Genomic DNA, 13,169 nt, shown 5'->3' with positions numbered 1-13,169 from the left:
TTTAGTCTGGGGTGGTAGTGGTGTTTTATCCTTTCCAGGAATTTTTATGGGAGTGGGTGCGGCGAAGCCGTTTTAAACATGAATGATTTTTTTAGTAAGAACATTCTCTAAGCTCGTTGTTTGTAGCAATGAGTGCCTGGGTTTAGATTGCAAAGATCATGGGGCTCTTTAAGAATTGATTATTTAGCAGTGATGTTGTAAGGCACAGAATCGGCTACCGTTTTACTCTACACTTCATTTGTAAGGGAGTGGTACATAAGTGTATTTAAACTGCATAGATCTATACCCGTATTACGTACCTGCATTTAAGGAAAGTTAAGTACCTATTTGATGACTTAGATATTCGCTTTTGAGGCGGGGATAGGATATTGAACGCAATATTGCGGATATTTAGATGTTATGAGCCAGGAAATAATGAAAACCAGAAAAACATCAAAATGTAAATCAAATAAAAAATTTTATCATGAAACCATTAACTCAATTTCAGCTTTTGTTTTTTGCTTCTTGCCTTTTTGTAGCAAGTAATTGTAAAACATCTAAAGATTCTGGAGTAACAATAAAAATGGATTGGGGAAACCAAACCATTAGCATTGATGCCCAGAACCAACCCTTGTCTAAAGTCCTCAGGCAAATGGAAGTACAAGAAGAGATTACAGTACAAATTGAAGATTTTGAGGAAAAACAGGTTAATCTTACCATTCAAAATCAACCACTTGAAGCTGCTTTGGTACACCTCATTGGTACAGAAAAGAGGTATCTACTTAATGTCGGTAAAAGAGAACTAGTAATTAAAGGCGTGGAAGGAAGCAAAGAAGGAAGAAAGCCTACCTCCAAAGATGGATTAAACCCAAAATATCAGGTAAAGGATACTTCCCAAGTAAGACAAGGGGATATACCAACGGTTAATGTCAAGAAGAAAGTAGAGGAAATTGAATTAGCTGAAAGCGATGGTAGAAGTGGTTCAAAAAGAACGGCAAAAGAAATCGCAACACTTAAAGATTCGGTTTTTATAAAAAAAGATAAACGAATTGTCCAAACACAAGATGGTGAAGGATATGTTAGACTTCGTTTTCGTTTGGAAGGCGATGTTATTAAAGTAGAAAAAGCATTAATTCTTTCTGGTGAACTAACTGTTCCACCAGTTATGGTGTCGGACTATATTTATACTGTTGAAATGGACGGGAAGATTATTGCCATAGGGTCATTTCAAGACCCTTTAGAAATGCATAGTTATTATCCTGAACCGGAAAAGGAACATGAACTACTTGAAGCTAAAATTGGACATTTTGATATTTCAATACCTGGCAAACTGGTCAATCCAAAAAAATTGAAATCCATATCCATGCAATTCTATAAGGTAGAAGGTGCAATATCAACGCCTACTGTCGAAATCAAACAATTTGAAGAAATTCAAAAAAGCCTCAAGAGAGTAACGAGAATCATTCTTTCTTCGGAAGATTTTCCAATTGAGGATTTGACCAGACAATAGGTTATTTCCTTTTTTATTTAATTTACAAATCTCACTCTTACAATTTAAATAATAAAAAATGAACGCAACAATCATAACTTTCATCTTTTTGCTCCTTGCCCAATTCGAGGGTCTATCTCAAACTGTAACCACTTTACTCCGTAGCGGAGAAAATGCGAATAAATTAAATCTAGTCATAATTGGTGACGGATTTCAAGCAGGAGCTGACCAAACTACATTCAACAACTACGTGGATAATACAATAATGCAACAGGTATTCACAGAAGGACCATTATGGGAATCAATGAATGCCTTTAATATTTTCAGAATCAATGTTAATTCGGTTAATTCGGGAGTTACTCAAGTAGATAATAATGGAAATGTTACTACTGCAAGAAATACAGCATTAGGATACAGGTATAGCGGAAATTGGAATAGATGTTGGATGGAGCCAGGACCCACTTCAAATGCTACTGTCAATGGCATTCTTGACACAAATATTCCTAATTGGACTTATGTTTTTATTGTGCTGAATGAGCCCAATGGAGGTGGTTGCAGACGAGGTAACTCTCTTGCTGTTACTTTAGGTAGTGCATGGACAACCGCTGCCCACGAAATGGGGCATATGGTGGGTAATTTACGTGATGAATATTGTCGTAATGGTACTTATACAGGCGCAGAACCCGTCTTTGTGAATTTAACTATTGATACTAATAGAAATACACTAAAGTGGCGCGACTTTGTACGCCCAACTACCCCAATTCCAACGGGTGAAAATGCGAGACAAGGAAATGGGTGTGCTGGATTTAATCAAGGAACTCAACCGGCATGGTGGTCTAATAGTGATGATGCAGGAACTTTTGAAGGAGGGGTTCTGAATACTAACAATGCTTTTGATAATGGAATATATCGACCAGCTGTCAATTGTCGTATGAGAGGAAACACACCGCCATTCTGTCCTGTTTGTTATGACCAAATGAAAACAAGTATGGACCCGTTCCATGAATATACTTATAGCAGAAGTTATGTTGGGGATTTTACTGGCGATGGATTGGACGATATAGTGATACACAATGATAATAGTCTTGCTTTATATCGTAGTGGAAGTGCTGAATTAGAACCCATTTGGATAGTAACAGGAGAAATTCCCATATGGGATGATTTTAGACCAGGAGACCGTTTTTTTGTAGGTGATTTTAACAATGATAACAGAGACGATTTATATGTATTTAACCATTCTGATTGGGCATTCCCTTACTTAGGAATGCTCCGTTCAAATGGAAATGGATTTACTTGTGTTAGACTTTTTGAACTTGAATTACCTGGTTGGGACGATATGAGACCGCATGACCAGTTTTTTGTAGGTGATTTTGATGATGATGGACGAGACGATTTATATGTTTTCAATGGAGAAGATTGGTCAATGGGATATCTTGAGATGCTAAGAAGTACTGGAAACAACCTTGCCTATGTACGAAGGTATGATGATAATTTGCCCGGATGGGGAGAAATGAGGAGAAATGATTTATTCTATGTAGGAGATTTTAATAATGATGACAGAGAGGACCTTTATATATTTAATGGACAAGATTGGTCAATAGGGTATTTGCAAATGTTGCGCTCAGCGGGCAACAATTTGCAACATGTACGACGGTATGATGAGGAACTACCGGGTTGGGATGATATGCGAATACATGACAAATTTTATATCGCTGACTTCAATGGAGATGGTAGAAAAGATATTTATGTTTTTAATGGAGAGGATTGGTCAATGGAGTATTTACAGATGTTGAGAAGTACAGGAAATTCTCTTGCTTATGTTAGGCGGTTTGATGGTGATGTTCCTGGGTGGAATGGTTTAGCACCACATGACCAATTTTATGTTGCAAACATTGACGGTGATAGTGATGAAGATTTGTATGTTTATAATTCAGTAGATTGGGTAACCCAATATCTAGGTGTTCTCAAGTCAAATGGCAACAATCTTTCAGGTAGTTGGCAATCTGACTGGATAGGTAGTTGGAATTTAGGTAGCCCAGATAGGATTCTTGTGGGGGATTTTGCAGGCTCTGCAGATTGGGAAGATATTTTTATTCGTAATAACGACTGGTTTGGACTTCTTCGTTCTTACCAAAGTTCTGTTGGACTAACTGCAATTTATCCAAGATGGATTCATAGACATAATTATCATAGATTGGGTTGGTGGTAGTCAGGAATCTTTCTTCTTCAAGCAGTTGGAGAAAATAAAAGAACAAGAAGCAATCCGGCTCACAACACAGCATATACGCCAACCCAGTCAATTCGGCTGGGCTGCGTATATGCGACCGTTATGTCATATGCCTAATTAAAGATGTACCAAGTTTCTAAATTAAATCACATATTAGAATTCTTAAAAGAAAATAGGAATTTTAATCAACAATTGCAATTAAAATATTTCTTAAAAGCAACTGCTTCTTCTCAAGGGACTGAATCTAAAGTCATTGCTTTATTACATGATAAGTTATACACGCAAACTAAACTTAATATCGACAATGTTGCAATGTTCTTCAAAATGTTAAATAGAAATAAGTATCAATTATCAAGTTTTAAAGAATTTCTATATGTTAGAGGTTGTGAATTAGGTTTAACATATCATAATTTAGGGGACTTCTAAATATTCATAAAAATACCTATCTTTTGGGAAAAATTCTATATGGCCAAAATCATTACACCAAAGCAACAACTTGAGCTATTTGAGTGGGATGCGCTTGTTGAAAAACTTCGTTCTTTTGATAAAGATCCATTAGCTAAGCTTAACGATTACATCAGATTTGAATATTTTCGAAAGGAGCTGGAAAAAATTGTTAAAAGAACGGGAGAAGGTCCCGGCAGGCCATCTTATGATGTAGTGATGATGTTCAAGTTATTAATTGTTCAAAGAATATATGATTTAAGTGATGAATCAATGGAATTCCAAATAGCAGACCGGACAAGTTTTAAATTATTTTTAGGAATACGAGGAACGGATCAGATTCCTGACGCAAGAACAATCTGGTCGTTCAAGAATGAATTGAGTTTAAAGAAGGCGGATAAAAGGTTATTCAAAAAACTGGATCAACTATTACACCAGAATAGGGTAATAATAAATAAGGGTAGTATTGTAGATGCTCATATTGTAGAAAGCGAAATTAACCGCAATAGTAAAGAGGATAATGACTTAATAAAGAATGGGCAAATACCACAAGAATGGGAGGACAACCCAAATATTGGAAGACAAAAAGATTCCGATGCCCGCTGGGTAAAGCACCATAATCGCAAAGCCTACGGCTATAAAGATCATGTGAAGATCGATAAAAACACCAAACTGATTACCAACTATGAAATAACCCCTGCGAATGTTTATGATGGTGAAATGACGGATGTATTGATAGAAAAACGGGATAAAGGAAAACGCTTATATGGAGATTCGGCAAGCTGGGATTTCCGAGAACGAATCCGGAAGAAAGGGATGATACCTTGTATAAATCAGAAAGGAAGAAGAAACCGTCCATTAAACGACAGGGAGCAAGACAGAAATACGAACTTATCAAGAACACGTGCACGAGTTGAACATGTATTTGGTTGTATCACCACGATGTTTGGAAAAATGAAATTACGATGCATAGGTAAAGTAAGATCTTCTTTTCAAATTGGACTGACAAACATAACATATAATTTATTCCGGATTATCCAACTAAAAAGAAAAGTAGCATGGGCATAGTGTGCCCGGAACTGAAAAATCACAAATAAATTCACGAAATTGTTGAAAACCGGATCGAAATTGTTGAAAAACCTTGCTTGCAAAAGCTCCATTGTAGCCTTTGAAGTTTAAATGAATATCATTTGAACAAATGAAACGAACTTTTTTAATAAATAGAAGTCCCCTATATATTATTTTCTTGAAAACCAACCAAGCTGGGGTACCTACACTCGAAGGTTTGATTATTGAACTAAAATTAATAAACCTTTAACTATAAATATGGAAGGTAAATATACAAAAATTGGAACAATCGTTGGTATACTTGCATTAGTCATTACAATTTGGCAAATATTTCCAAATGTAGACAAAAAAATTGACGGAGAGTGGATTATGGTGTGTAAGGTCAGAGAAGCAGATTTAAAAAAATATGTGGGACTAGAAATAAAATGGAAGTTATTCATAACGGAAAATAATCAATTAGTCAAGGGTACTGCAGAAAAAATTGCAATAAATAACCAATCTTTAAATTATGATTTAAGAACGTCAATGAAAATTGAAGGAAATATTAAACACAACATTATGACACTTAATTATATAGAAAATGGCAGACAACGACAAACCAGTGGAATAATCACTGCGACTATCAAAGATAAAATATTTAATGGTCTATTTTCTCAAACAGCATCAAATACAAAAGGCGAAATAACAGGAATAAAAGTAAATAAATAACCATTACTAACAGCTATATTTTGTGCTATTACGGCAAAAATATATAAATTCGAACTGACGAAATTTTATATAACGAAATGAAGCCTAGAACCATAACCCATTATGCTGGAACCAACCTTAATGTACTAAAGCAAAAAATAAGATGGTTTAAAATGAGTCGGACAGAGTTATCTTAAAATGATTTGCCTCGAAAGGACTAACAGTAAAAACCAAGGAAGCCTGAACAGATTATTGCTAGCTGCTGAATAATGATGCTGTAACTGTAAAACTCAGTGAAGTTAATTTTAAAATAAAGCATCGAATTGAAAAGCCAATTAAGTCCAACTAAATACTATTACTGAAGGGTATTTTGAAAACTACATTAACCGAAGCTTTAATGCCCCCAAGGCTAATACGATTTTAAAAGCCATTGTTACATTCAATAGTTATGTAAGCTCACCTAAAATTAGACCATTTAAAATTTTTAAAAAAACAACTATTCACTTTTGGAACGATGTTCATGTCGAGAGGCCTTTGCTTACAATTGGATCTATGTATTATTTCCCTTTTATCTGATAGTTAATAATTTTTGTTGAAAAACAGGTATTTGCAGAAATAAGTTATATTATATTAAATTAAAATGCTATTAAATGATATTTGAATTAAAATATTTCAACAATTTGAATGCAAGTTTTAAATGAATTTACATAATTTAATAAGTGAAACATATTTTTTAAAATATTATCGGTTAGTTTCAGGGCTTACCATCCTAAGTCGGACAAGCTGAAAAACGACTTTAAAAAATAAAGTAAGCAACAGGTAAGCTGAAAACTGGATAGAGTAAGCAAAATTATTAAAATTATCAATTTATGACAGCGCAAGAAATGGACGCCTTAGTGCAAGGCGTATTTGACAACATCTTTAATTCTGTTACAAAAGCAGAACCTGGAGGAAAACCAATTGCAACTGCGGCAACTTCAATGTTGACGTTAATGAAACCTGGTATGGCAATAAATCCAGATGATTACCGCAATCCCTGGACTCCCGGAAACAATAACGGCAGTCAAGATGCTGCAATTAATAATGCTAGGTTGGTTGATGCAATTCCTTTAGCAAATACTCTTTATACAGATAGTGGAAAAACCATTACCCAAGTTTATGGAGATATTCTTAATTCTGTGAATTTACCAAAGCAACCAACAAATGCAGCAAATGATGCACAACTGAATGCAGCCTATGCTGCTTTGTACCGTATTGTTGACATTAGGGATGGTGATACAGGTGAAGTTAGTCAAAAGACTATTGAAACACAACTCTACAGGGATTATTTAGATAATCAAACAGCATATCAAAATGCTCGTTTAGCTTACTTGCAATCATACTTAGCATCACAGGAAACCCCACAAGGACGAAGTACATGGCCATTAGTATCACCCACCATGCAAATTCCTGTTAAACAAGCATGGGACAAATGGCGCGCAGGTAAGGCAGATTTAATTGAACAAAATCTTGCCATCATGACTACTTCCAATCAAAATGGACTCCAAATTGCTTGGAAAAAAGCCCAAGACCTTTTTAATGGTTATGCAGCCGGCTTAGAAGAAACAGGAGGTGGGGCCGTAAATATTCATCGTGTAAATTTAATTCCTTCTAACTGGTTTAGCTCGAATGATAACTCTGGATGGGCAACTGTAAAGATTTCTGCAGGAAATTCATCCACAGATCAAAGTTCAGATTACAAAAAATGGGGAGGATCAGCAGGATTCAGTCTTGGAATATGGAGTATAGGTGCAAGCGCTGATGGTAGCAAAGAATCTCGCCATTTTAGCAGTCAAACTGAAAACTTGAGTTTTGAATTTTCTTATAAACTTGTAGGAATAAGAAGGCCATGGATGAGCTATCATTTATTAGAAACAAAATCCTGGAATCTTGGAAATTTTTCCCCACTAAAAGGTGGTATTTCAAATGGCACAAAAAACCAGAAAGAATCGATGTGGCCACTTATGCCAGTATCATTTGTTGTTGCAAAAGGAATTAAAATTAAGGCAAAGTGGGCCAAAGCTGATTCTGAAATGATAAAGTCTACATTGCATGCCGGTGGCAACGTTGGCATTGGTCCATTTAGTATAGGGGGCAACTACTCACAATCAAACTCCAAAGAAAATTGGTCCTCCGCTTTCGCAAATGGAGTAATTGAAGTACCGGGTGTCCAAATTATAGGGTGGATTAATTCAATAGTTCCATATTGTGCCCCCGAAAATATGCCAAAATAATTCGGCATAATTAATTTATTAAGTATCCCTTTGCCAATATGCAAAGGGATACTTAACTTCAAATTCAATCAAATAATTTAACTTATCTAATATGGCAAACGCAATCGATTTTATTGCAAGTGTATACAATACTTTAGCAAACGCATTCAATATGGGTGGATCACCCCCTCCTAACATATTCTTGCAAATGGCATGGCCTGGAATACCGATAAATTCAGATGATTTAAAAAATAACTCTGGTCAATACGACAAGTTATTAGCAGAAGAACTTTTCACTTCATTAGCAAATATTGCACCAACATTGAGTAAATCAAAATTTGAGAACTCCGCTTATTACATTGACGATCTATACGATATAATACTATCTAGCGCGAGGCCAAATGGAATACCCGATACAGATCTTGGCACAAACCCTATGTTTAAATTATTTGCTGACGCTCAATATGAATTTGGACAGTATGTAAGAGGCAGCAATGTTGATCCTCTTGAAATTTACCATCCGTGCAAAGCGACACCAACAAATTGGTATGATGAAACTGCTGCTGCCTTTTGGACTAAGGTTACTATCGAATCCAATAAAATAAAGCCCGTAGATTTAACAGATAAAAGCTCACCTTTTATTAGAAGCAATGGATTAAAATTAATTGAGGGTGGTTTAATTAAAATGAAGAGTCCCAATGCTATTATCGAGCCTATAAAATCTAGGATGAATAATATAATTACAAGTAATAAGTTGGCAGTAGCTAACAAATATAATACTAAAATTTACACCACAACTCCAAGTTTATTCCAATTAAACACTGAAAAAGTGTTTAAGGAGTTGGATACTCCTATGGCGAACAAAACCTATGAAATGCTGAATAACAAATTTAAGGAAAAATTATTAACAGCTAACACATTAACTAAAATCAAACGACCGATTCCCATAAATAGTTTTGTAAAAAATGAAAAATTAATTAAAAATGTTAAAATTCAAGATATAAATTCTGACCAGTTATTAATTAAACCAAATATCTATTCGGCAAAAAATTCGATTTTCCTTAATGATTTACTTATAAAAGACTTGCCGACGCAAAATTCAATCGGCGCGGATAGTTTTGGTATTTCATTTAATTTCTGTCGGGTAAATATTGACAGGCCATGGCTAAATCTTGCTCTTTTGAGCATGCCAGGCTGGAATATATACGGTGGAACCCAAGGTCAATATTCAACAGGTACTGCTGAAAATAATCCAGGTATATTTCCAATGTTAACAACATCATTTGTTTTAATTAGCAATGTGAATATTACAGCTAATTGGTCAGTAACAGATAAGGAAAATCTCGCTAGTGCTGTTTCATTTGGCCCATTTGACATAAGAAACTCAACTTTTAACCAAAATAAATTAGAAATAAAAGGAATACAACTAATAGGATGCTTTTCGAGACTCACACCAGTTTTAGCACCTGAATCTGCGCCTGCTTAGTCTAAATTATATTAGCTCAAAAACCCAACTTAATGAAGAGGCTATATACAAATTATAAAACCTCAATAGTTTTATAATTTTAAATAATACTTAAAATGTAATTGGATATTTTGTAAGTAGCTGCTCATGGCATATAATTATTTTATTAAATACAAATTAAAAAGCATTCTTGTTGAAATATTTGTTATGATAAATTACCTCTTATTACCTACCTCAAATCTAGGAAATTAACCCCAAAATGTAATTAAGGGGACTTCTAAATATTCATAAAAATACCTATCTTTTGGGAAAAATTCTATATGGCCAAAATCATTACACCAAAGCAACAACTTGAGCTATTTGAGTGGGATGCGCTTGTTGAAAAACTTCGTTCTTTTGATAAAGATCCATTAGCTAAGCTTAACGATTACATCAGATTTGAATATTTTCGAAAGGAGCTGGAAAAAATTGTTAAAAGAACGGGAGAAGGTCCCGGCAGGCCATCTTATGATGTAGTGATGATGTTCAAGTTATTAATTGTTCAAAGAATATATGATTTAAGTGATGAATCAATGGAATTCCAAATAGCAGACCGGACAAGTTTTAAATTATTTTTAGGAATACGAGGAACGGATCAGATTCCTGACGCAAGAACAATCTGGTCGTTCAAGAATGAATTGAGTTTAAAGAAGGCGGATAAAAGGTTATTCAAAAAACTGGATCAACTATTACACCAGAATAGGGTAATAATAAATAAGGGTAGTATTGTAGATGCTCATATTGTAGAAAGCGAAATTAACCGCAATAGTAAAGAGGATAATGACTTAATAAAGAATGGGCAAATACCACAAGAATGGGAGGACAACCCAAATATTGGAAGACAAAAAGATTCCGATGCCCGCTGGGTAAAGCACCATAATCGCAAAGCCTACGGCTATAAAGATCATGTGAAGATCGATAAAAACACCAAACTGATTACCAACTATGAAATAACCCCTGCGAATGTTTATGATGGTGAAATGACGGATGTATTGATAGAAAAACGGGATAAAGGAAAACGCTTATATGGAGATTCGGCAAGCTGGGATTTCCGAGAACGAATCCGGAAGAAAGGGATGATACCTTGTATAAATCAGAAAGGAAGAAGAAACCGTCCATTAAACGACAGGGAGCAAGACAGAAATACGAACTTATCAAGAACACGTGCACGAGTTGAACATGTATTTGGTTGTATCACCACGATGTTTGGAAAAATGAAATTACGTTGCATAGGTAAAGTAAGATCTTCTTTTCAAATTGGACTGACAAACATAACATATAATTTATTCCGGATTATCCAACTAAAAAGAAAAGTAGCATGGGCATAGTGTGCCCGGAACTGAAAAATCACAAATAAATTCACGAAATTGTTGAAAACCGGATCGAAATTGTTGAAAAACCTTGCTTGCAAAAGCTCCATTGTAGCCTTTGAAGTTTAAATGAATATCATTTGAACAAATGAAACGAACTTTTTTAATAAATAGAAGTCCCCTTAACAAACTTTACAATTTTTAACCCTAATGCTTTTATTAAATATATTTCGGAAACACTATTTATCAGGGAAATTAACAGAATCCAAAATCATCACACTTGGAAACCAAATTATAAAAGCCTCAAAGCTGAAAGATAAGAAATGCTCTGGCTAGAAGCCATGAATCGTTATCATATTCAGTCGAACTAATGGAATGACATCATACAAAACATAACAATTTTCCCTTCCAGATAAATTGCCTTATGCAGACCTAAAGACATCACTCCAATTTGAATTGCCAAAGCAAATACAGGGATTATTGCATAGAAAATTTCGGAAATTTTGATGTTGGTGGTGATGCAATGAGTGAAGAACAAAAAGCCGCCATTATCCTTGTCAATGCTTTATTATGTATTAAATTTAAATTAAATCCCGTAAAATGGCAAATTGTCTATCATCATTGGCATGATACAACGGGAACTAAATTTACCGAAGAACAAATTAATTCAGGAGTTACAATAGGAAAGCAAAAAACATGTCCCGGATCTTCATTCTTTAATGGCAACAAAATAATAGATGCAGAGAACCTTTTACTTCCTTTTGTAAAAAGCAAAATCGATACACTAAAAGAACAACTGTCTATAGAAACTGCTCCTTAACGGGCTAAGGTGAACGACAATCTTCTCAATGTAAGATCGGGTCCCAACAAAAATAAGCCGGTCCTTAGAACCGTAAATTTTGGTACTGAAATCAACATCTATGCATCCGATCCATCCGGATGATCATGCATCCACAACAATCAAGAAGAATGGGTATCCTCAAATTATTTAACCATAATATAGAAATATATGCTAATTACGAATTTTAAGAATTTTATAAAAAACTTAGGAAAAGGCGGCGCGCGATGGCAACTTACACTGTGTTTGTCATTAATCTTAGTTGTGGCCATCTATTTATACTGCCACTCAGTTACAATGAATGAAGGAAGAGAACATGTTCAACTTAATAAAGAACAACTCAGTACAATTAAAATTTATTTAGATGCATATCCTGATAAAAATGTAAATGAAAATGAAACAGAAGCTTCTCATACACTTATTCTGAGATCAGAAAGAAATAATCTAATTTTAGTCTTACTAAAATCCTATTATGACAATCAACTGGATAGTCTTCAAGAAATACAAATGATGACTATTCTTGAAAAGACAACATCGAATGCTGCATTCAACTATTTAAGCCAGATCAGACTCTTAATTAAAAGTACCTTTTGGCTTACTGGGAAGTATGTCTACTTAGAAGCCTTCTTTTGGAGTCTTTTTGGTGTCTTGGTTAGTCTCATCTATTATGTTAGCATTGCCAATTCAAAAAGCCAAGAAACCCAAACAACTGAAGGCATTCGAAGTTTTGATCCTAATGAAGTGCCAGGTCATATAGCTAAAATGCTCTATGCTCCAGCTTGTACTATTGTCTTGATCTTGGGGTATCATTTTATATCCGGAGTAAATGAAAATATGGTTGACATATCCGTAAATAAAGGATTAATCGTATTTTCTTTTATTTGCGGCTTTTATTCCGGACGTGTTATGAAATTTATGGATAGACTAAAAGATCTCTTACTCCCAATTAGTAGTAAAGATGACAATGTTAAATCAACTGAGCCCGCATTCGGAAGTATAGATGTAACATTAAAACTTTCCTCGACATTTCCCGATAAGGAACTTGCAGCGGATATTATTGAAGCCGGTTTTAATTCAGCAGATGTAAAACTAATTTCCCCTATTGAAGGAAAAGAACCAATTCTTTTACTATTACCAGAAGATGATCAGGCTGTAAGTTTTTCAGCATCAAATATTCCAGCTGGAGAATATAATTTAGTTGCAACACTTTTGCACAGGAAATCCGATGACAATATAATTAATTTGATCGGGAGTAAATCGATTGAAATATCGTCTACTAAATTAGAGTTAGAATTGGAGTTAAATCTAACGGAGGCGGTAGGATAAGTAATTTAACTATTTTCACTTGCTCATGACTCAAAACAAAATACA

At 34.7% G+C, this 13,169-nt stretch carries 10 protein-coding genes; all 10 read left to right on the top strand.

Features of this window, described 5'->3' with window-relative positions; translation table 11 throughout:
* The first annotated feature begins 463 nt into the window (after positions 1–463).
* The 10 genes from IPM34_06990 (at position 464) to IPM34_06945 (ending at position 13,124) form a co-directional block, all read left to right on the top strand.
* Complete coding sequence (locus IPM34_06990; GenBank protein ID MBK8955285.1) at positions 464–1,489, top strand: hypothetical protein; 1,026 nt, start codon at positions 464–466, stop codon at positions 1,487–1,489.
* A gap of 58 nt (positions 1,490–1,547) precedes the next feature.
* Positions 1,548–3,677 carry a VCBS repeat-containing protein gene (locus IPM34_06985; protein ID MBK8955284.1) on the top strand — a complete coding sequence of 710 codons (2,130 nt, stop codon included), beginning with the start codon at positions 1,548–1,550 and terminating at the stop codon, positions 3,675–3,677.
* Between the two features lie 483 nt (positions 3,678–4,160).
* Positions 4,161–5,207 (top strand): IS5 family transposase, encoded by a 1,047-nt coding sequence (locus IPM34_06980; GenBank protein ID MBK8955283.1) that lies wholly within the window; start codon positions 4,161–4,163, stop codon positions 5,205–5,207.
* A 258-nt stretch (positions 5,208–5,465) separates the two neighbouring features.
* Positions 5,466–5,915 (top strand): hypothetical protein, encoded by a 450-nt coding sequence (locus IPM34_06975; GenBank protein ID MBK8955282.1) that lies wholly within the window; start codon positions 5,466–5,468, stop codon positions 5,913–5,915.
* Between the two features lie 848 nt (positions 5,916–6,763).
* Positions 6,764–8,167 (top strand): hypothetical protein, encoded by a 1,404-nt coding sequence (locus IPM34_06970; protein ID MBK8955281.1) that lies wholly within the window; start codon positions 6,764–6,766, stop codon positions 8,165–8,167.
* 91 nt (positions 8,168–8,258) lie between these two features.
* Positions 8,259–9,632, top strand: coding sequence for a hypothetical protein (locus IPM34_06965; GenBank protein MBK8955280.1), 1,374 nt, complete (start codon positions 8,259–8,261; stop codon positions 9,630–9,632).
* Positions 9,633–9,931: 299 nt separating this feature from the next.
* Positions 9,932–10,978, top strand: coding sequence for an IS5 family transposase (locus IPM34_06960; protein MBK8955279.1), 1,047 nt, complete (start codon positions 9,932–9,934; stop codon positions 10,976–10,978).
* A 505-nt stretch (positions 10,979–11,483) separates the two neighbouring features.
* The gene (locus IPM34_06955; GenBank protein MBK8955278.1) at positions 11,484–11,780 is read left to right on the top strand and encodes a hypothetical protein; all 297 of its coding nucleotides are present in this window, start codon (positions 11,484–11,486) and stop codon (positions 11,778–11,780) included.
* A 9-nt stretch (positions 11,781–11,789) separates the two neighbouring features.
* A complete protein-coding gene (locus IPM34_06950; GenBank protein MBK8955277.1) occupies positions 11,790–11,903 on the top strand; it encodes an SH3 domain-containing protein in 114 nt (37 codons plus the stop codon).
* A gap of 192 nt (positions 11,904–12,095) precedes the next feature.
* On the top strand, positions 12,096–13,124 hold the full coding sequence (locus IPM34_06945; GenBank protein ID MBK8955276.1) for a hypothetical protein: 1,029 nt from the start codon (positions 12,096–12,098) through the stop codon (positions 13,122–13,124).
* Positions 13,125–13,169 lie beyond the last annotated feature (45 nt).

This window comes from Saprospiraceae bacterium (genome assembly GCA_016716185.1).
In the GTDB taxonomy this organism is placed as follows: Bacteria; Bacteroidota; Bacteroidia; order Chitinophagales; family Saprospiraceae; genus Vicinibacter.
The sequence above is the reverse complement of the archived record's forward strand: the minus strand, read 5'-3'. Positions and strand labels throughout refer to the sequence as shown.

Bases quoted from the DNA above. Each gene is read 5' to 3' on its own strand.
- IPM34_06945 (MBK8955276.1), top strand. From the start codon at position 12,096: ATGAATGAAGGAAGAGAACATGTTCAACTTAATAAAGAACAACTCAGT.
- IPM34_06990 (MBK8955285.1), top strand. From the start codon at position 464: ATGAAACCATTAACTCAATTTCAGCTTTTGTTTTTTGCTTCTTGCCTT.
- IPM34_06960 (MBK8955279.1), top strand. From the start codon at position 9,932: ATGGCCAAAATCATTACACCAAAGCAACAACTTGAGCTATTTGAGTGG.
- IPM34_06985 (MBK8955284.1), top strand. From the start codon at position 1,548: ATGAACGCAACAATCATAACTTTCATCTTTTTGCTCCTTGCCCAATTC.
- IPM34_06980 (MBK8955283.1), top strand. From the start codon at position 4,161: ATGGCCAAAATCATTACACCAAAGCAACAACTTGAGCTATTTGAGTGG.
- IPM34_06975 (MBK8955282.1), top strand. From the start codon at position 5,466: ATGGAAGGTAAATATACAAAAATTGGAACAATCGTTGGTATACTTGCA.
- IPM34_06970 (MBK8955281.1), top strand. From the start codon at position 6,764: ATGACAGCGCAAGAAATGGACGCCTTAGTGCAAGGCGTATTTGACAAC.
- IPM34_06955 (MBK8955278.1), top strand. From the start codon at position 11,484: ATGAGTGAAGAACAAAAAGCCGCCATTATCCTTGTCAATGCTTTATTA.
- IPM34_06965 (MBK8955280.1), top strand. From the start codon at position 8,259: ATGGCAAACGCAATCGATTTTATTGCAAGTGTATACAATACTTTAGCA.